The organism is Pseudomonas sp. 1L-B-1-E-C1 (assembly GCF_057291835.1).
The window spans coordinates 68,038-85,949 of record NZ_JBXAWN010000012.1 but is presented as its reverse complement, the minus strand read 5'-3'; the positions used below and the strand labels follow the sequence as shown (position 1 = coordinate 85,949).

The following is a 17,912-nucleotide window of genomic DNA, read 5'->3' as shown; positions in this document are numbered from 1 at the left end:
ATGGGCGGATTATGCCTCAATCTCCCAGAAAAACTCCACGCTGGCACTACGACCTTGGTCCGACCAGCTGGCGTTGCGCCCCAATTGCCGGACCAGGCTGATGCCGCGTCCCGACAAGCGGACATTATCCAAGGGCCGCTCCATGACCCGCGCTACATCAAATCCGTCGCCACTGTCCTCGACCCTGATGACCAGACGCCCACCTTCGCCCTGCGGTTGCACCTGCAGATGCACGCGCACATAACCATCCTGCAACGCTCCCAGGCGCGCCGCGCGCATTTCGTAGTAACGGGCAAAGCCAGCGGCATCGCGCTTGAGACTGGAATCCAGTCCCAGCACGCCATGCTCCAGCGCATTGGAATACAACTCGGCAAGTACGCTGTACAGCGCACCGCTTTGCGCGCGCAGGCCGTGGACCTCGAGCAACAATTGCAAGAGAAACGGCAAAGGATTGAACCGTCTGAGCGTGGCACCGCGAAACTCAAAACTGGCCGACCAGTCCAGCGGGCTCGACTGGCCGCTGTCGGAATATATCGGCGCGGCGCCGTGGGTCGGTGCCGACTCAAGCAGACTGACCTCGACCATGCTCACGTCATCACGGGCCTGCCCGCGAAAATCGCGCAAGGCCTGCTCGATATCCTCGAACAACCGATCCGGCTCGCGGTTCGCCGCAAAGACTTGCTGCAAGCGCTCGACGCCGAACAACTGGTCGTTGGCGTCGCAGGTATCGATCACTCCGTCCGACAGCAGAAACACCCGATCATCAACGGCCATCGGATACACATCCGTACGGTCGTCGAAGGCCTGTGCACTGAGAATCCCCAGCGGCAAGTGCCGCGCTGGCAACGGCACGCGTTCGCCGCTGGCCAGGCGGTGCAAGTAACCGTCGGGCATGCCGCCGTTCCACACCTCCACCGAGCGGCTTTGGAAACTCAGACAGAGCAACGTCGCGCAGCAGAACATGTCCACCGGCAGGATGCGCTTGAGCTTGGCGTTCATCTCGCGCAGGGTTTCCGCCAGGCCGTAGCCCTTGGCGGTCATGCCGTAGAACACTTCGGCCAGCGGCATCGCCCCGACTGCCGCCGGCAAGCCATGCCCGGTGAAATCGCCAAGCATGACGTGCATGTCACCGGCCGGCGTGTACGCCGCGAGCAACAGATCGCCATTGAACAGTGCGTAGGGCGATTGCAGGTAACGGATATTCGGTGCACTCAGACAGCCGGAATGCGCAACCTTGTCGAACACCGCTTTGGCTACGCGCTGTTCGTTGAGCAGATAGTCGTGATGTTTCGCGATCAGATCGCGCTGTTGCAGGACGGTCGCCTGCAAACGGCGCAAGCGGTCCATCGCCTTGATTTTGGCGGCGAGGATCACCTGGTTGTAAGGCTTCGCCAGAAAATCGTCGCCGCCGGCCTCCAGACAACGGGCCAGCGCTTCGCTTTCGGTCAGCGAGGTCAGAAAAATGATGGGCACCAGCGATTCACCAGCCAGCGCCTTGATGTGCTGCGCCGCTTCGAAACCGTCCATCACCGGCATCAGCGCATCCATCAACACCAGATCGGGTTGCTGCGCTTTGAACGTTTCGACCGCCTCGGCGCCATTTGACGCCGTCAGCACCTGATGACCCTGACGGCGGACGATGGTCGACAGCAGCAGTCGGTCGGCGGCGCTGTCTTCGGCGATGAGAATGGTCAGCGGCTCTTGCGCCTGCATGGGCGTCAACTGATGTCGAAGAGTTTGTCGAAATTGGAAATCGCGAGGATTTTCTTCACATCGGAGCTGCTGTTGACGACGCGGATATCCGACTCGTCGCCGCCAGCGTGATCACGCAGCAGAAGCAGCATGCCCAGCGCCGAGCTGTCGAGGTAAGTAGCCTCTTTGAGATCAACCACGATGGATTCGGGTTTGCGTGTGAGCCGCTCATACGACTCGCGAAACTCCTGATGGCGACCGAAATCGAACCGGCCTTTGACCGAGATCGTGAGCTTTTTCTGGTCTGGAGAAACTTCTGTAACAACTGACATTGACTGGCTTCCTTGTCATTGACGAACCTGTACAAGGTTTAGCACCTGGATAGGGTTGGGGCAAGGCTGGAAAAGCAGATCAAAAGATCGCGGCCTTCGGCAGCTCCTACATTTGAAAATGCATTCCCCTGTAGGAGCTGCCAAAGGCTGCGATCTTTTGATCTTTAAAAGGCATCACGCCGCGGCAAACGCTGCGACAGTTCATCCAGCAGCTTCTGCTCACGCTTGTCTTCGAGGCGTTGCGCTTCGTCGCGATAGCGCTGCACCAGTTTGCGCAAACCCTCTACGCGGGCGAACGCCTGTTGCCACTCCTCACGGGCCTTGTCGAGCTTGTTCTGGTGCCAGACCAGGCTCTGCCGCTGCTGATCGACGGCAGTGTCGAGTTGCGCCAGAAAGCCCTGAAACCCCAGCAGCCATTGTCCGGTCACGCCGGTGCTGCCGCGCACGATCCACTGCTGCGAGTAATCCAGACGAAAGGCATTGAGGTCGGCCAGTTTGCTTTCCGCAACTTTGACCTGACCCTGGAAATAGCCCAGTCGTTGCACGGCGGCTTTCTCGGCCTTCTCAGCCATTTCCACCACCGGTGCCAGGCGCGCTGCTCGGCTGACGGCCATGGCCGGTTACCCGCCCGCCGCTGGGGCGAACAGGGTTTCCAGGTAGGCCTGGCTTTCACCCATGGTGATTTTGTCGTTGAGGCCCTGGCGCTGATACCTGACCAATTGCGGCTGCAGGGAAATCGCCAGATCGGTCTCGCGATCGCCACCGGCAACATAAGCGCCCACGCTGATCAGATCGCGGCTCTGCTGATAGCGCGACCACAACTGCTTGAAGTACTGCGCACGCTGCATGTGATCCGGCGAAACCACCGCCGGCATCACCCGGCTGATCGAGGCCTCGATATCGATCGCCGGATAGTGCCCTTCCTCAGCCAGGCGTCGCGACAGCACGATGTGGCCGTCGAGCACGCCCCGCGCCGAGTCGGCAATCGGATCCTGTTGGTCATCGCCTTCGGACAGCACGGTGTAGAACGCCGTGATCGAACCACCGCCCTTCTCCGCATTACCGGCGCGCTCAACGAGCTTCGGCAGTTTGGCGAACACCGAGGGCGGATAGCCTTTGGTCGCCGGCGGTTCGCCGATGGCCAGAGCGATTTCCCGCTGCGCCTGGGCGAAACGGGTCAGCGAGTCCATCAGCAGCAGAACGTTCTTGCCCTTGTCGCGGAAATACTCGGCGATGCGCGTGCAATACATCGCCGCACGCATACGCATCAGCGGTGCGTCGTCTGCTGGCGAGGCGACCACTACCGAACGTTTGAGGCCTTCTTCACCGAGAATGTGTTCGATGAATTCTTTAACTTCGCGACCACGCTCACCGATCAGGCCGACGACGATGATGTCGGCCTCGGTGAAGCGGGTCATCATGCCCAACAGCACCGATTTACCGACACCGGTACCGGCGAACAGCCCCAGACGCTGGCCACGGCCGACGGTGAGCAAACCGTTGATGCAACGGATGCCGACGTCCAGCGGCACGCTGATCGGGTCACGGTTGAGCGGGTTGATCGTCGGGCCGTCCATCGGCACCCAGTCTTCGGCCTTCATGCCGCCCTTGCCGTCCAGCGCGCGTCCGGCGCCGTCGAGCACTCGGCCGAGCATGCTCATGCCCATTGGCAGACGGCCGGTATCAGCCAGCGGCACCACACGGGCGCCCGGGGCGATGCCGGCGACGCTGCCGACCGGCATCAGAAAGACTTTGCTGCCGGAAAAGCCCATGACTTCCGCTTCCACCTGGGACGGGTGGTAGCTGTCGTCGTTGATCACCATGCAGCGGGTGCCCATGGCGGCGCGCAGCCCTTCGGCTTCCAGAGTCAGACCGACCATGCGCAGCAGCCGACCCTCAAGGATCGGCGCGCCGGCAATCTCGGTGGCCTCGGCGTAGGTGCTCAGGCGCTTGGCGAAGCTGGTGCGTTCAAGGCGCATCGCTGGCGTCCGCGTGCGGCTCGTCGGAGTCGACAGGCGCTGGGGTGTCTTGAGGAATTTCCAGGCTCAGGTCAGGCGTTGCCGGGTGCAACGCTTGTTCGTGCAACTGGTCGAACAGTTTGGCCATGACCTGAGTCACCCGCGATTCGACGCTGGCATCGATGCGACTGTGCTCGGTTTCAACCCGGCAGCCGCCCGGCAACAGCGACTCGTCTTCGACGATGCGCCAGGATTCTTCGTGGCGTTCGCGCAGGGCTTTGACCTGAGCGAAATCTTGCGGATTGACGTACAGGCGCACGTTTTCCACGCCCAGCGGCAACAGCTTGAGGGCATCGCGCATGACGTGTTCGATCTGCGTCGAATCGATGGCCAGTTCGCGCTTGATCACCTGTCTGGTGATGTGTTGCACGAGGTCGACCAGCGACTTTTCAATCTGTGTGTCTTGCTCGGCGATCGGTTCGAACAGGTTGGCCATCAACAGCTCGAGGCTGGCGATTTTCGCCGCCAGCGCTGTTTCAGCCTCCTGACGCACCTTCAGCGTGGTGCTGTGAAAACCTTCCTTTTCGCCAATGGCGAAGCCCTCGTTGTAAGCCTCCTGACGGATGCTTTCGAGTTCTTCCAGAGTCAGTGGCTGGACTTCTTCCAGCGGCACTTCTTCCATTTCCGGCGGTTCGGGTTCCGGCTCAGGCTCGGGTTCCGGTTTCGGCGGATCGAAGCTGGGCATCGCCCAGGATTCGAAGCCGCGAACATCGCGGGCGCGGATCAGATCCGTCACAGACTCGTCAGGCTTATCCATGGGCTTAGATCATTTCCTCGCCGCCCTTGCCACCGAGCACGATCTCGCCTGCTTCGGCCATACGGCGGGCGATGGTGAGGATTTCCTTCTGCGCGGTTTCGACATCGCTGACGCGCACCGGGCCTTTGGCCTCGAGGTCGTCGCGCAACAGTTCGGCGGCGCGCTTGGACATGTTCTTGAAGATCTTTTCCTTGACGCCTTCGTCCGAGCCCTTGAGGGCCAGTACCAGAACATCGGAAGAGACTTCGCGCAACAGCGCCTGAATGCCACGGTCGTCGACGTCGGCCAGGTTGTTGAAGACGAACATGAGGTCTTCGATCTGACCGGACAGGTCTTCGTCGACTTCGCGGATCGAGTCCATGAGCTGGCCTTCGATCGAGCTGTCGAGGAAGTTCATGATATCGGCCGCACGCTTGATGCCACCCAAGGTGGTGCGCGAGGCGTTCGAGTTGCCGGAGAACTGTTTCTCGAGAATCTGGTTGAGCTCTTTCAGCGCTGCCGGCTGCACGGTGTTCAACGACGAAACGCGCAGGATGATGTCCAGACGCACCTTGTGGTCGAAGTTGCCGAGCACTTCACCGGCCTGATCCGGGTCGAGGTACGCAACCACGATTGCCTGGATCTGCGGGTGTTCGTAACGGATGACGTCGGCGACGGCGCGCGGCTCCATCCATTTCAGGCTGTCGAGGCCGCTGGTGTTGCCGCCGAGCAGGATGCGGTCGATCAGGCCGTTGGCCTTGTCTTCGCCCAGAGCCTGGGTGAGCATCTTGCGCACGTAATCGTCGGATCCGACGCCGAGGCTGGTCTGATCGCCGACGATGTCGACGAACTCGCTCATCACCTGCTCGACCTGCTCGCGATGGACGTTGCCCATCTGCGCCATGGCCACGCCGACGCGCTGAACCTCTTTGGGCCCCATGTGGCGCAGCACTTGTGCAGCATCGGTCGAACCCAGGGACAGCAGCAGAATCGCGGCTTTGTCGACCTTGGTCAGTTTGACGGCGGCGGCTCGGTTATCACTCATCTGCGTTAATCCACTCTTTTACGACCTGAGCCACGCGACCCGGGTCTTCAGCTACCAGACTCTTGATTGCATTCAGTTGCGCGTCATAACCCTCGCTCGGGCTCGGCAACAGAATGCTCTGCGGACCACCGAGGCTCACGCGGTCGTTGGCCAGGTCGCCGTCCAGGCCGCCCATGCCACCGAGTTCCACGTCGCTGCCCAGACCGGCCAGCTCCTTGCCTTTGCCACCGCCGGTGATGTTGTTGAGCACCGGACGCAGCACACCAAACACCAGTACGAGGATGAACAGCACACCCAGCACTTGTTTGACGATGTCCCAGAACCATGGCTGGGAGTAGAACGGAATATCGGCAATCACTTCACCGCGCTCGGCGGAGAACGGCATGTTGATCACGCTGACGCTGTCACCACGGCTGGCGTCGAAACCGACGGCGTCCTGCACCAGACGGGTGAAGCGCGCCAATTCGTCGGCGCTCCACGGCGCACGGCTGGTTTCACCGTTGGCCGGGTTGATCTTGACCTGATCATCGACCACCACCGACACCGACAGGCGATTGAGACGGCCCTGCTGCTGTTTGGTGTGGCTGATCGAACGGTCGAGCTCGAAGTTCTTCGTCGATTGTAGACGCTTGTCGGCCGGGTACGGCGCGAGCATCGGCTGGCCGGTGGCCGGGTCCATGATCTGTTGACCGTTGGCGTCAACCAGTGGCTGACCCGGCTGGATCATGCCGGCCGGCGCGGCGGTGCCACCGGTGGTCTGCGGCGCCGAGGCTGGCGACGGTGGCTGGTTGCTCAGGGCACCCGGGACACCTTGCGGGCCATTGCTGGCGGTGCGTTGTTCGTTGACCGACTGCTCGCTGCGCAACGCCGGTTGGTCCGGGTTGAACTGCTCGGCTGTCGATTCGACGGCACTGAAATCGACGTCGGCGGAGACTTCAGCCTTGTAGCGATCGTTGCCCAGTACCGGTTGCAGAATGTTGTGCACGCGCTGGGTGAGCATGCTTTCCATGCGACGGCTGTAATCGAACTGCTTGCCGGCCATGGTCATTTCCGAGTTCTCCGCCTGATCGGAGAGCAGATTGCCCTTCTGATCGACGACGGTGATCTGCGATTTGCTCAACTCGGGCACGGACGTCGCGACCAGGTTGATGATCGCTACCACCTGACCCGGCTCCAGCGAACGCCCGCTGTACAGCTCGACCAGTACCGAAGCGCTCGGCTTGCGCTCGTCACGGACGAACACCGAACTCTTCGGAATGGCCAGGTGCACGCGGGCACCCTTGACGTTGTTCAGGCTGGAGATGGTGCGCGCCAGTTCGCCTTCGAGGCCGCGACGATAACGGGTCGCTTCCATGAACTGGCTGGTGCCCAGACCCTGTTCCTTGTCGAGAATTTCGAAACCGATATTGCCGTCGCTGGGAGTGACACCAGCGGCAGCGAGTTTCATCCGCGCACGGGACAGGTCGTCGGCCTTGACCAGCAAGGCGCCGGAATTGGGTTCTACGTTGTAGGGAATGTCAGCGGCGGCCAGGGTTTCCATGACCTGCTTGGCGTCAAGGCCCGCAAGGCTGCCGTACAGTGGACGGTAATCCGGCTGCTGCGACCACAGCACCACGGCAAAGCCAATCGCCACGCTCGCAGCCAGACCGACCAACAGGCCGACCTGACGCAGCACGGTCATCTGGGAAAGGTTTTCCAGAAAGGACAGGCCGAACAGCGGCGGTTTGCCGTCGATCGGGGTGGCCTTGGCCGGAACGTTATCAGCGACTGCTTCTGCCATGACTTATTTCGCCCTTAAACCGGCATCTGCATGATGTCTTGGTAAGCCTGGACCAGCTTGTTGCGCACCTGGGTCAGAGCCTGGAACGACACGCTGGCTTTTTGCGATGCGATCATCACGTCGGTCAGGTCGACACCGCTCTTGCCGATCTCGAAAGCATTGGCCAGTTGAGTCGACGCCTGCTGGGTATCGCTGACTTTATTGATCGCCTGACCGAGCATGTCGGAAAAGCTGCTGCCGGCAATTTCAGGGACAGCGGCAGTCGATTTACGCGCAGACATGGCATCCACTTTCATGGCCTGCATGTCCATCATCAACCGATTAAATTCAATACCTTGGCTCATGGTCTACTCTCTTGGGCGGCCCGCAATTTTTTGACACTCACTCGGCGGGTACACAGGTATTAGCAACAAGGGTGCCAGCTCATGGGCACCCTTCTGAGAAAAGCATCTGGAATGTTTTGCAGCATTCGTCAGGTGGCGAACAGATAGCCTTCGACGTCCATTCCGGCGTCGCGCATTTGCGCCAGTTTGTAGCGCAGGGTGCGCGGGCTGATGCCGAGCTTTTCGGCAGCTTCCTTGCGCCGGCCACGCTCGGCGCGCAGGGTGTCGATGATCATCTGAAACTCCCGGCGGCGCAGGTCGTCGCCCAGGGCACCGGAGGAATCCGCCTCGATGTCCACCTCGCGAATCACCGGTGCCGCGACCGGCAACGGCGCAAATGTCACCGCACCGCTCAGGCAGAAATCCTGCGGCTGGATCAAACCGCCCTGCTGCAGAATCAGCGCGCGCTGAATGGCGTTGTCCAGCTCCCGCACGTTGCCCGGCCACGGGTACTCGGTCAGGCAGGCTTGTGCTTCGGGGGACAGCTTCGCCGCAGCGTGCTTCATTTTATTGACGTGTTTGGCCAACAACTTTTCCGCCAGCGGCAGGATATCGGCAGTGCGCTCGCGAAGTGGACGCCAGGCCAGAGGAAAAACCGACAAGCGGTAAAACAGGTCTTCACGGAAGCGCCCCGCTGCCACTTCGCCAGCCAGATCACGGTTGGTCGTGGCGACCACGCGGATATCCAGACTGATCGGCTTGCGTGCGCCCACGCGCTCGACTTCGCGCTCCTGCAGGACCCGCAGCAGTTTGGCTTGCAGACCCAGCGGCATTTCGGAAATTTCATCGAGCAGAATGGTGCCACCGTCCGCTTGCTCGAATTTGCCGGCCTGCGAGGCGATAGCGCCGGTGAACGAACCCTTCTCATGACCGAACAGCGTCGCTTCGAGCATGTTGTCGGGAATCGCCGCACAGTTGATCGCAATAAATGGCTGACTGGCCCGCCGCGATTGCTGGTGAATGTAGCGCGCCAATACTTCTTTACCGGTGCCGGACTCGCCGGAGATCAGGACAGTCGAATCACTGCGCGCCACCCGTGCTGCCAGTTCAAGCAGCTGCGCACTGGCCGGCTCGACCGCGACGGGGCCATCCGCTTCGCCAGCGTCAAGGCTGCCCAGCGCATGCCGGGCCACCAGATCAAGCAATGCCTTGGGCTCAAACGGTTTGACCAGGTAATCCGCCGCGCCTTGACGCATCGCATCGACCGCACGCTCGACGGCGCCGTGGGCGGTCATCAACAGCACCGGCAACTGCGGTTGGCGCGCGCGCAGCAGGGCAAGCAATTGATGACCGTCCATGCCCGGCATGTTGACGTCGCTGACCACCAGACTGAAGGCTTGCTGCGCAACGGCCGTCAGCGCTTCTTCGGCGCTGCCGACGGCGTGATAATCGTGGCCGGCGAGCAGCAGCGTATCGGCCAGCGCTTCGCGCAACGAACGGTCATCCTCGACCAGCAACACCTTGATGCCCATGACGTTTATTCAACTCCTTGTGCAGCGGAAAACAGCGGCAGACTGACCTGCGCGCAAGTGCCGCGCCCGACTCGCGAACGCAGGGTCAATTCTCCCTGATGGGCGCGGGCCACCGCTTTGACCACGGTCAGGCCGAGGCCGGTGCCGGTGACTTTGGTAGTAAAAAAAGGCTCGCCGAGGCGCGCCAAAACTGTCGGCTCAATGCCGCTGCCGCTGTCGCTGACACACATACGCAGGGTGTTGCCTCTGGTGTAGCAATGCACTTTCAGGCGCGCCTCACCGGCGCTGGCCTGAATGGCGTTTTCGATCAAGTTCAGCAATGCGCCGACCAGCGTGTCGCGATTGCACAGCAGCTCACCGGCATGACTGTCGCACTGCCAGCGAATCGGCAGATCCTGCACGTGGGTCAGCGCCGCAGCTTGCAGCGATTGCATCAAGGCATCGGGAGTAAGGCGATCAGTCAGGGGCAATTCACCACGGGCGAACACCAGCATGTCGCGCACTTGATGTTCGAGTTCGTGCAGACGCTCTTTCAGGCGTCCGGCAAAGCGTTGCTGGGTTTCCACCGGCAATTGCTGCTCAGTCAAATGACTGGCGTAGAGCAAAGCGGCGGACAGCGGTGTGCGAATCTGGTGGGCCAGCGAGGCAACCATGCGCCCCAGCGATGACAAACGTTCGTGGCGCGCCAACTGGTCTTGCAGATGACGGGTTTCCGTCAAGTCATTGAGCAGCACCAACTGCCCCGGCTCGGCATCCAGCGAGCGGGTGGAAATCGACAGGCGCCGACCGTTTTTAAGAGAGATTTCGTGACCGTCGTCTTCACGCGGAGCGAAGCAGCGTGCAATCACATGGCGCCAGAGTTCGCCTTCGAGTGGCGAGCCAAGCAGGTCGATGGCGGCGGGGTTGGCTTCGCGCACCAGACCGTGGCCGTCAATGACGATCACGCCGCCGGGCAATAGATCGAGAAGGTTTTGCAGGCGATTGGCCAGGCGTTCTTTTTCCGCCAGCTCCTGCATGCGCTGGGCGCTGACTACCGCCAGCTCGCCCTTGAGCTCGGTGACGCGGGCTTCGAGCAGGCTGTAGGAGTCGGTCAACTGGCTCGACATCTGGTTGAACAGCTGAAAGGCCTGCTCAAGTCCCTGACGACTTGCCTGCTCTACGGACGAGGGTTGCCCCACGATATTGGAGGCAGAAGAGATCTGGGCGGCTTGGGGCATTGGGCTCTCTCGCTTGGCTGACCGTCAGTGAAACGGAACGTTGCGAGGGCTATAGCAATACCCGTGCCTAAAAAAAACCGCTTATAAATGAAGCAGTTGAAAAACAGGCGTCAATCATCCGCCTGTTCGTCCCCTCCAGCGCGGCTCATGCCGTACTTGCGCATCTTCTCCACCAGCGTGGTGCGACGAATACGCAGACGCTCAGCAGCACGGGCGACAATGCCATTGGCATCGTCCAGCGCCTGCTGAATCAGGCCCTGCTCCAGGCCACCGAGGTAGTCCTTGAGGTCCAGACCTTCCGGCGGCAGCAGTGCGTTGGCGCTGAAATCCGGGGTATGGCCATTGATCGCCACGCGCTCTTCCAGATCGCTGCGCAGGCTGTCGACCATTTGCTCGTCTTCGTCGTCGACGTAGCGGAATTTCTTCGGCAACTCGACCACACCGATCACCCCGTACGGATGCATGATCGCCATGCGCTCGACGAGATTGGCCAGTTCGCGGACGTTGCCCGGCCAGCCGTGACGGCACAGCGACATGATCGCCGCTGAATTGAAACGGATCGAACCGCGCTTCTCGTGCTCCATGCGCGAGATCAGTTCGTTCATCAACAGCGGGATATCTTCGACGCGCTCGCGCAGCGGCGCCATCTCGATCGGGAACACGTTCAGGCGATAGTAGAGGTCTTCGCGGAACGAGCCGATCTCGATCATGCTTTCGAGATTCTTGTGGGTCGCGGCAATGATGCGCACGTCGACGCTCTGGGTCTTGTTGCTGCCCACGCGCTCGAAGGTACGTTCCTGCAGCACGCGCAGCAGCTTGACCTGCATCGGCAGCGGCATGTCGCCGATTTCGTCGAGGAACAGCGTGCCGCCGTTGGCTAGTTCAAAGCGTCCGGCACGGCTGGTGATCGCACCGGTGAAGGCGCCCTTCTCGTGGCCGAACAGCTCGCTTTCCAGCAGCTCTGCCGGAATCGCCCCGCAGTTGACCGGCACAAACGGCGCGTCGCGACGCTTGGAGTGGTAGTGCAGGTTGCGCGCGACCACTTCCTTGCCGGTGCCGGACTCGCCGAGGATCAGCACGCTGGCGTCGGTGTCGGCCACCTGCTGCATCATCTGGCGCACGTGCTGAATCGCACGGCTGGTACCGACGAGGCTGCGGAAAAGGTTGGGTTCGCGATGACGGCCGCGTTCGCGGGCCTGGTCGTACATTTCGCGATAGACCTGGGCGCGGTGCAGCGAATCGAGCAATTTGCTGTAGCTGGGCGGCATTTCCAGGGTCGACAACACGCGGCGACGCTGGTCTTCAGGCAGGTCAACGGAAGAATTATCGCCCATTAACAAAACCGGAAGGAACTCATCCCAGGTTGCGAGTGTCTTTAGCAAGCCCAAAAGCGCGCCAGGAGCATTAACGGTCCCGATCAGTACGCAAATGACTTCACGACTAGACGACAAAGAGGCGACTGCCTGCTGCCAGTCATGGCTGCCGCAGGGTAAATTTTCTTCGCCAAGAAAATTCAGAATCACCGCCAGGTCGCGGCGGCGGACGCTATCGTCATCGATCAGCAGAATTTTGGTTTCACGCCACATGCAATAGCAACTTCCCTAGTCAACTCAATGCCCGAAAAATAAGGCAAGCGAGACGCTTGCAGGACACCATGTGCCTGTAGACGCCCTAAACCTGATAATAGCCACTAGTTAAGTCAAAAAACCGTGCACAGTCAAATTTATGGCGCACATCTCTGGTTCAACTGACGGTTAATCAACCAAACAGATGGTAAACCTTTGCAGCCTTTTGCGCTTGGGTGATCTGCGACATCTCGTTGGCTATCGCCTGCCGCTCTCCCATCGCCACCTCAAGAAGCTCCTTGTAGACGAATAGCAGCTCCTCGAGGTTGTCGCGCAACGCTACTTCGTCCAGCGAAGCTTCCGCCATGACGTCTTCCATGCAGGAACGGCAAGCCAGATCCAGCTCGCCAATGGCTTCCCAGTTTCGCTCGGCCAATGCACCGACCAACGCTTCGCGGGTATCGGCAATTCGCTGCAATACAAGACTCATGGTGCTCTCCTTCAGAATTGCGGAGCCGGCACGGGCGCGATGGCGTCCCAGCCTTCTTTGACCGTTGTCAGCAAGCCGGCCACCTCATCGAGGGCACGTGGATCGCTGCTGATATTCGCCTCGGCAAGGCGCTTCATCATGTAGATGTACAGGCCATCCAGATCGGCCAGCGCTTCTGCATTGTTTTCAAGATCGAGACCTTCGCGCAAGCCACTGACGATGCCGATGGCTTTGCTGATCGCCGTGCATTTGGCGGGGATGTCCTTGCGCTCGATGGCGCCCTTGGCCTGAGCAATACGGGCCAGGCCACCTTCCATCAACATTTGCACCAGGCGGTGCGGGCTCGCTTCGGACGTCTGCGCATGGGCGCCGACTTTCTGGTATTGCCGAAGGGCTAACATCGGGTTCATGTTCTACCTCATTGCCACGTTGACTCGTATAACCAGTGTATCGCCAACCGGTTGGAAAACTTTAGATCAAAAGACAAAAACCCGGCGCACGCCGATAAAGCGTAGCCGGGTTTTTGTCGTTACTGACTGTTACTTCGCCGACTGCTGAGCGTTCAGCGAGCTGAAGAACGAGGTGATGTTGCTCGCCGTTGCCTTCATCTGGCCGACCAGCAAGTCCATGGCGTTGTACTTGGCGGTCAATGTCGTCGTCAGGTTGGCAACGCGCAGATCCAGCGCCGCCTGCTGCTTTTGCAGGCTCGAAGTCAGATTCGTCAGGTTGGAGCTGCGCTGATCGAGCAGTCCACCGGTCTTGACGTACGGATCAACCGCCGCAGTCATACGCGCCAACAGACCATTCTTGGCATCGGTGCCGCTGAACAGTTGTTGAACCTGACCAGCCATGCCGGGAGTTTCCATACGCTTGTTGAACACTGCAGTGTCGAGCGTCAGCAAACCGGTTTTGCTATCGGTCAATACGCCCATCTGCGACAGCACGGACAATTGCCCCGCTCCGCCCGCCCCTGGATCGGTCAACTGAGCGCGCACATCGGCCATCAACGAACGCGGCAGAGCATCACCGGTGAAGGCTGCGGAAACGGTCAGATTGCCATCGGCATCCGGCGTTGCCTTGGACAAGGTGTCGATGGTTTTCTTCAGGGTGTTATAGGAATCGATGAACGATTGCAGCGATGTCTGGATGCCGGCGGTATTGGTCGCAACCGAAACGGTCGCTGGCGTTGCGACGCCATTGACCAATGGACTGGCAGCAGTCAGGTTAAGCGTCATGCCGCTGATCGCACCGGTCACGGTATTGGTCTTGCTGGTAACGGCCAGGCCGTCGATGGTCAGGCTAGCGTCCTTGGCCACATCACCGACCGCACCGGATGCCCCTGCCGCAGGACTGTCACCCATCTTCTGGGTGCCATCGATCTCGAGACCGGCGATACCGCTGACCTGCAGGTCCATGCCGGCGCCTGTCTTGTTGGAGCTCAGTACCAGACGCGAGGCGCCGGTACTGTCAGTCACGATGTTCGCGGAAATGCCGTTGCTGGACTGTGCGGTGTTGATCGCATCGCGCGTGGACTGCAAGGTAGCATTGGCCGGAATCGCGACATTGTAATCAATGCCATTCTGACTGATTTTCAGAGTACCACTCGGAATGGCACTGGCGGCCCCGCCGGCAAAGGCGGCACTGGCAACTTTCGAGCCGGTGGCCAGGTTTTTCACGACGACGCTGTAAGTACCCGGTACGGCGGTTTTATCCGAGGTAGCACCGACAACCGATGGCGTGTCAGACGTTGCGGTAAAACCGGCAAACGCCGGACTCGAAGCTTTGTTCAGATCGCCCATCGCTTTCTGATATGCAGCCAGTGCACTTTTCAGCGAACCGACACCGGAGATCTTCAGGCTGTTGGTTTTGGTCGCAGTATCGATCTGCGTCTGCTTGGCAGACTTGTCGGCGTTGACCAGCGCGGTCACGATCGCGCCGATGTCCAGGCCGGAACCCAGTCCGGAACCCGGTAGAATTGGACTTGCCATGTGCATCTCCCTTCAGATTGTTGCCATTCTTTTGACCGTTACACGCGTCCTGAGAACGAACAAACACTATTCATGCCATTTATCAGACTTTGGCGTCGAACAATACATGACTTGCATTGGCGAGGCTGTCCGCCAGTTTGAGGGCTTCGGCGGAAGGAATCTGTCGAACGACTTCACCCGTCTCGCTCGCGATCACCTTGACGATGACCTTGCCGGAATGCTCGTCGATCGAGAACTCCAGATTACGCTTGATCGACTGGACGAACTTTTCGATCTCTTGCACCGCCAGTTTCAACTTGGCGCTGTCCGAATCCTGATCCTTGGCAGCGACCGGCGCTTCAGTCTTTTGGACTTTCGGCAGCTCTGACGGTTTGTCAGCAACCGGTGTCACTGGCTTGGGAGCCGGATAAGACACGTTAAGCTTTACGCTCATGTCCATGCCCATCACCTCTTAACGTAAAAAAGCGAGAGAGCACGACAAGCGCACTCCCCCGCTTAAACTCATTCCGAAATTACTGAAGCAGCTTCAGTACAGCGGAAGGCAGTTGGTTGGCTTGAGCCAGTACGGAGGTCGAAGCTTGCTGCAGAGTCTGCTGCTTGGTCAGGTTAGCAGTTTCAGCGGCGAAGTCGGTGTCCTGTACACGACCCTGAGCAGCGGTAGTGTTTTCAGTGATGTTCTGCAGGTTCTGGATGGTGCTGGTCAAACGGTTTTGCGAAGCACCCAGGCTGGCGCGGGTTGCACCGATGTTAGCGATAGCTGCGTCGATTGCAGTGATCGCGCTGTCGATGGCGACGGCAGCGTCAGAAGGGCTGGCGCCAGTCAGTACAACAGTGCCGCTGCCAACCGACAGGCTGACGGCGTCGAACTTGGAGCTCAGTACCAGGTCGATGTGGTTAGCCGAACCGGTGTTTGCGCCAACTTGCAGGGTCACAGTACCAGCCGAACCGTCCAGCAGGTTTTTGCCGTTCAGGTTGGTCGAAGCCGAGATACGGGTGATCTCGTCGGACATCTGAGCGAATTCAGCGTTGGTAGCGGTCTGGTCAGCAGTGCCGTTGGTACCGTTACGGGCTTTAACAGCCAGTTCACGCATACGCTGCAGGATGTCGGTAGTAGCTTGCAGAGCGCCTTCAGCGGTCTGGGCAACGGAGATACCGTCGTTGGCGTTCTGGATGGCCTGGGTGTTACCGCGGATCTGCGAAGACATACGGTTGGAGATCTGCAGGCCAGCTGCGTCGTCTTTGGCGCTGTTGATTTTCAGGCCGGAAGACAGGCGCTGCATCGAAGTGGACAGAGCGTCGGAAGCGCGGTTCAGGTTTTTCTGAACGTTCAACGATGTGGTGTTGGTGTTTACTGTTAAAGCCATGACGAATTCCTCGTTGGTTGGGTACTGCGGCTTCCGGCCCTGGCAACCGCCGGGTATGGCCTAGAGAACCTTCGTAATAGTTATCGTCGGGTTTGCAGGTTGCTTGAGGGCTTTTTGAAAAAATTTTGCCATCACCACGCCACCCCCGAGAAAACAAAGACTTAGCAGCACATTCAGCGCGGAAAAATGACGTCATAAAACCGCCTGTAACGCAGAGCCGCGGGCCAGCGCCATTGAGCGCTTCAGCGCCGGGCATCTTCGAGCAATTCAACCAGCTCGTATTCCATATAGTCAGCCAGGCCCAACCAGTCCTGGCGTTCCTGGCAATCGAGCATTTGCGTGAGCACCTGTGCCCACGCTTGCTGGATTTCCACTGAGGCAGACGCCAGACTTTGCTGAGCCTGTTCGAACACATCGACCATCGTCAGCGCCGCCTCGACGTCACGCCCCAGACGAAACAAAGCTGCGCACTGACGACACTGATCCAGACTCTGACTCAGCGCACTCATTGCACGAACTCCTGATTGAAAGCGGTTCCGGCGATCAGCGCACCGGCGCGGCTGCTGTTGAGAAACTCGACCTGTGGGTTGGCGGCGATGTAACGCTCCAGTACGCACAGATAACCGCGAAAATTCAGCTGGGTGCTGACGCGCTGACCGTGACCATCGCGCACCCAGTGCCGCGCCTGGGCCACCGGCGGGCCCAGATCGCCATCGCCCCAACCGGCGTGGGTCTTGTTCATCGGGAAGGCGAAGTCAGCGCCAAACAGTGTGATTCGACTCGTGCCCATTTTTACCGCGAGATCCACCGCCGGATGAATCACGCTGCCGCCGACGTGCAGCTCACCGCGCGGATACTGTTCTTTCAACTCGGCGTACATCGGGCTCGCCGAATAACCGCCATAGCGCCTACCCTTCCATGCCTTCAATACCTGCGGGTCGCTCATCGGCAGGTACACCAGCGTAATGCCGTCGGAGGCCTCGAAGGGCAGATGCCGGAAACCGATGCGCTGATCGATGCTCACCACGACGTCAGGCACGATGCCGTGCTCGCGCAATGGCCGGTAGGCCGTATCAACACAGATGAACAGCGGTCGTTGTGCGCACTGACGGATCGCCGCCAGACGTTCGAAATGCTGCTCCAGCGTCGGCCCCGTGGCGATCACGTAAACGTCCCGACCGGTGCAAGTGCCGAACAGCTGCGCCACATCAGCATCGCCGAGCAACACTGGCAGACACTCCTGCAAGCGCTGTTGAATCTCCGGTGACTGCGGATCGAAATCGCGGTTGTTGAACGTCAGATGCACTTCATTGATCAGGCGGTCGCGGATCTTCGCATTGAAGTCGTCGGCCAGCAGCATCTCGGCCGGCAAGGCAAAGAATGGCGTGAAGAAGTCCGGGTGATCACCGGCGTAAAACAGTTCGACCCGGGGATCCTGCAGCCACTGGCGCTGATCGAGCAGTTGCAGTACCAGCGCGAACAGCGCGCCATTGAGGATGTGCACGTAGAGGCGCTCGAGCCCTGCACGCTTGAGCAGCACGCCGGGCAAGTCGCCGAGGCCGGTGCCATAAACATGGAGTTGCGGTTTTTCCGGCAGGCTTGCCGCCTGAATCTGCGCCTCATGCAGCCGGTCATGGCGACTGGTGAGCTGAATGCCGTCAACGCTCAACGTCGAACCCAGCCCCTGCACGAGTTCGGCCTGCACAGCTGCGCTGTCTTCAGCCATCAGACGCTCGAACAGCGCCGGCCAGCGCAATTGCAGCACCTCGGCATTGGCCTGGAAAAACTCGCTCATGGCGCCTCGCGCTCCTTCTCGGGCAAAAAAATAGC

Annotated in this window: 18 protein-coding genes; all 18 read right to left on the bottom strand. The window is 60.0% G+C overall.

Going from position 1 to position 17,912, the window contains the following annotated elements:
• Window positions 1-9 precede the first annotated feature (9 nt).
• Window positions 10-1,713, bottom strand: a complete 1,704-nt coding sequence (locus AC0Z4S_RS20845; RefSeq protein ID WP_485624431.1) for an ATP-binding SpoIIE family protein phosphatase — start codon at window positions 1,711-1,713, stop codon at window positions 10-12.
• A gap of 5 nt (window positions 1,714-1,718) precedes the next feature.
• Complete coding sequence (locus tag AC0Z4S_RS20840) at window positions 1,719-2,024, bottom strand: STAS domain-containing protein (protein ID WP_471879938.1); 306 nt, start codon at window positions 2,022-2,024, stop codon at window positions 1,719-1,721.
• Window positions 2,025-2,188: 164 nt separating this feature from the next.
• Complete coding sequence (gene fliJ, locus AC0Z4S_RS20835) at window positions 2,189-2,638, bottom strand: flagellar export protein FliJ (RefSeq protein ID WP_065617406.1); 450 nt, start codon at window positions 2,636-2,638, stop codon at window positions 2,189-2,191.
• A 6-nt stretch (window positions 2,639-2,644) separates the two neighbouring features.
• Window positions 2,645-4,003 (bottom strand): flagellar protein export ATPase FliI, encoded by a 1,359-nt coding sequence (fliI, locus tag AC0Z4S_RS20830; protein WP_039761176.1) that lies wholly within the window; start codon window positions 4,001-4,003, stop codon window positions 2,645-2,647.
• Complete coding sequence (fliH, locus tag AC0Z4S_RS20825) at window positions 3,993-4,799, bottom strand: flagellar assembly protein FliH (RefSeq protein ID WP_485624430.1); 807 nt, start codon at window positions 4,797-4,799, stop codon at window positions 3,993-3,995. Before fliH ends, fliI begins: the two co-directional genes overlap by 11 nt.
• 4 nt (window positions 4,800-4,803) lie before the next feature.
• Window positions 4,804-5,823 (bottom strand): flagellar motor switch protein FliG, encoded by a 1,020-nt coding sequence (gene fliG / locus AC0Z4S_RS20820; protein ID WP_039761172.1) that lies wholly within the window; start codon window positions 5,821-5,823, stop codon window positions 4,804-4,806.
• Window positions 5,816-7,603 carry a flagellar basal-body MS-ring/collar protein FliF gene (gene fliF, locus AC0Z4S_RS20815; protein ID WP_253500389.1) on the bottom strand — a complete coding sequence of 596 codons (1,788 nt, stop codon included), beginning with the start codon at window positions 7,601-7,603 and terminating at the stop codon, window positions 5,816-5,818. Before fliF ends, fliG begins: the two co-directional genes overlap by 8 nt.
• A 14-nt stretch (window positions 7,604-7,617) precedes the next feature.
• The gene (fliE, locus tag AC0Z4S_RS20810) at window positions 7,618-7,947 is read right to left on the bottom strand and encodes a flagellar hook-basal body complex protein FliE (RefSeq protein WP_016771081.1); all 330 of its coding nucleotides are present in this window, start codon (window positions 7,945-7,947) and stop codon (window positions 7,618-7,620) included.
• A gap of 128 nt (window positions 7,948-8,075) precedes the next feature.
• Window positions 8,076-9,458 (bottom strand): sigma-54-dependent transcriptional regulator, encoded by a 1,383-nt coding sequence (locus AC0Z4S_RS20805; RefSeq protein WP_485624429.1) that lies wholly within the window; start codon window positions 9,456-9,458, stop codon window positions 8,076-8,078.
• A 5-nt stretch (window positions 9,459-9,463) separates the two neighbouring features.
• On the bottom strand, window positions 9,464-10,675 hold the full coding sequence (locus AC0Z4S_RS20800; protein ID WP_485624428.1) for a sensor histidine kinase: 1,212 nt from the start codon (window positions 10,673-10,675) through the stop codon (window positions 9,464-9,466).
• Between the two features lie 110 nt (window positions 10,676-10,785).
• Window positions 10,786-12,261 (bottom strand): sigma-54 dependent transcriptional regulator, encoded by a 1,476-nt coding sequence (locus AC0Z4S_RS20795; protein ID WP_485624427.1) that lies wholly within the window; start codon window positions 12,259-12,261, stop codon window positions 10,786-10,788.
• 172 nt (window positions 12,262-12,433) lie between these two features.
• Window positions 12,434-12,730, bottom strand: a complete 297-nt coding sequence (gene fliT, locus AC0Z4S_RS20790) for a flagellar protein FliT (protein WP_016771085.1) — start codon at window positions 12,728-12,730, stop codon at window positions 12,434-12,436.
• An 11-nt stretch (window positions 12,731-12,741) separates the two neighbouring features.
• Complete coding sequence (gene fliS / locus AC0Z4S_RS20785) at window positions 12,742-13,140, bottom strand: flagellar export chaperone FliS (protein WP_485624426.1); 399 nt, start codon at window positions 13,138-13,140, stop codon at window positions 12,742-12,744.
• Between the two features lie 129 nt (window positions 13,141-13,269).
• Window positions 13,270-14,718 carry a flagellar filament capping protein FliD gene (fliD, locus tag AC0Z4S_RS20780; RefSeq protein WP_253500383.1) on the bottom strand — a complete coding sequence of 483 codons (1,449 nt, stop codon included), beginning with the start codon at window positions 14,716-14,718 and terminating at the stop codon, window positions 13,270-13,272.
• A gap of 82 nt (window positions 14,719-14,800) precedes the next feature.
• Window positions 14,801-15,157, bottom strand: a complete 357-nt coding sequence (locus tag AC0Z4S_RS20775) for a flagellar protein FlaG (RefSeq protein WP_253500381.1) — start codon at window positions 15,155-15,157, stop codon at window positions 14,801-14,803.
• A gap of 73 nt (window positions 15,158-15,230) precedes the next feature.
• A complete protein-coding gene (locus AC0Z4S_RS20770) occupies window positions 15,231-16,082 on the bottom strand; it encodes a flagellin domain-containing protein (protein ID WP_073472782.1) in 852 nt (283 codons plus the stop codon).
• Between the two features lie 242 nt (window positions 16,083-16,324).
• A complete protein-coding gene (locus AC0Z4S_RS20765) occupies window positions 16,325-16,591 on the bottom strand; it encodes a hypothetical protein (RefSeq protein ID WP_485624425.1) in 267 nt (88 codons plus the stop codon).
• Complete coding sequence (locus AC0Z4S_RS20760; protein ID WP_485624424.1) at window positions 16,588-17,877, bottom strand: motility associated factor glycosyltransferase family protein; 1,290 nt, start codon at window positions 17,875-17,877, stop codon at window positions 16,588-16,590. The genes AC0Z4S_RS20765 and AC0Z4S_RS20760 overlap by 4 nt, the downstream gene beginning before the upstream one ends.
• Window positions 17,878-17,912: the final 35 nt, after the last annotated feature.

What these genes read in the sequence shown, in the direction of transcription:
- AC0Z4S_RS20845 (WP_485624431.1), bottom strand. Translation starts at nt 1,713, where the DNA reads ATGCAGGCGCAAGAGCCGCTGACCATTCTCATCGCCGAAGACAGCGCC.
- AC0Z4S_RS20840 (WP_471879938.1), bottom strand. Translation starts at nt 2,024, where the DNA reads ATGTCAGTTGTTACAGAAGTTTCTCCAGACCAGAAAAAGCTCACGATC.
- fliJ (WP_065617406.1), bottom strand. Translation starts at nt 2,638, where the DNA reads ATGGCCGTCAGCCGAGCAGCGCGCCTGGCACCGGTGGTGGAAATGGCT.
- fliI (WP_039761176.1), bottom strand. Translation starts at nt 4,003, where the DNA reads ATGCGCCTTGAACGCACCAGCTTCGCCAAGCGCCTGAGCACCTACGCC.
- fliH (WP_485624430.1), bottom strand. Translation starts at nt 4,799, where the DNA reads ATGGATAAGCCTGACGAGTCTGTGACGGATCTGATCCGCGCCCGCGAT.
- fliG (WP_039761172.1), bottom strand. Translation starts at nt 5,823, where the DNA reads ATGAGTGATAACCGAGCCGCCGCCGTCAAACTGACCAAGGTCGACAAA.
- fliF (WP_253500389.1), bottom strand. Translation starts at nt 7,603, where the DNA reads ATGGCAGAAGCAGTCGCTGATAACGTTCCGGCCAAGGCCACCCCGATC.
- fliE (WP_016771081.1), bottom strand. Translation starts at nt 7,947, where the DNA reads ATGAGCCAAGGTATTGAATTTAATCGGTTGATGATGGACATGCAGGCC.
- AC0Z4S_RS20805 (WP_485624429.1), bottom strand. Translation starts at nt 9,458, where the DNA reads ATGGGCATCAAGGTGTTGCTGGTCGAGGATGACCGTTCGTTGCGCGAA.
- AC0Z4S_RS20800 (WP_485624428.1), bottom strand. Translation starts at nt 10,675, where the DNA reads ATGCCCCAAGCCGCCCAGATCTCTTCTGCCTCCAATATCGTGGGGCAA.
- AC0Z4S_RS20795 (WP_485624427.1), bottom strand. Translation starts at nt 12,261, where the DNA reads ATGTGGCGTGAAACCAAAATTCTGCTGATCGATGACGATAGCGTCCGC.
- fliT (WP_016771085.1), bottom strand. Translation starts at nt 12,730, where the DNA reads ATGAGTCTTGTATTGCAGCGAATTGCCGATACCCGCGAAGCGTTGGTC.
- fliS (WP_485624426.1), bottom strand. Translation starts at nt 13,140, where the DNA reads ATGAACCCGATGTTAGCCCTTCGGCAATACCAGAAAGTCGGCGCCCAT.
- fliD (WP_253500383.1), bottom strand. Translation starts at nt 14,718, where the DNA reads ATGGCAAGTCCAATTCTACCGGGTTCCGGACTGGGTTCCGGCCTGGAC.
- AC0Z4S_RS20775 (WP_253500381.1), bottom strand. Translation starts at nt 15,157, where the DNA reads ATGGACATGAGCGTAAAGCTTAACGTGTCTTATCCGGCTCCCAAGCCA.
- AC0Z4S_RS20770 (WP_073472782.1), bottom strand. Translation starts at nt 16,082, where the DNA reads ATGGCTTTAACAGTAAACACCAACACCACATCGTTGAACGTTCAGAAA.
- AC0Z4S_RS20765 (WP_485624425.1), bottom strand. Translation starts at nt 16,591, where the DNA reads ATGAGTGCGCTGAGTCAGAGTCTGGATCAGTGTCGTCAGTGCGCAGCT.
- AC0Z4S_RS20760 (WP_485624424.1), bottom strand. Translation starts at nt 17,877, where the DNA reads ATGAGCGAGTTTTTCCAGGCCAATGCCGAGGTGCTGCAATTGCGCTGG.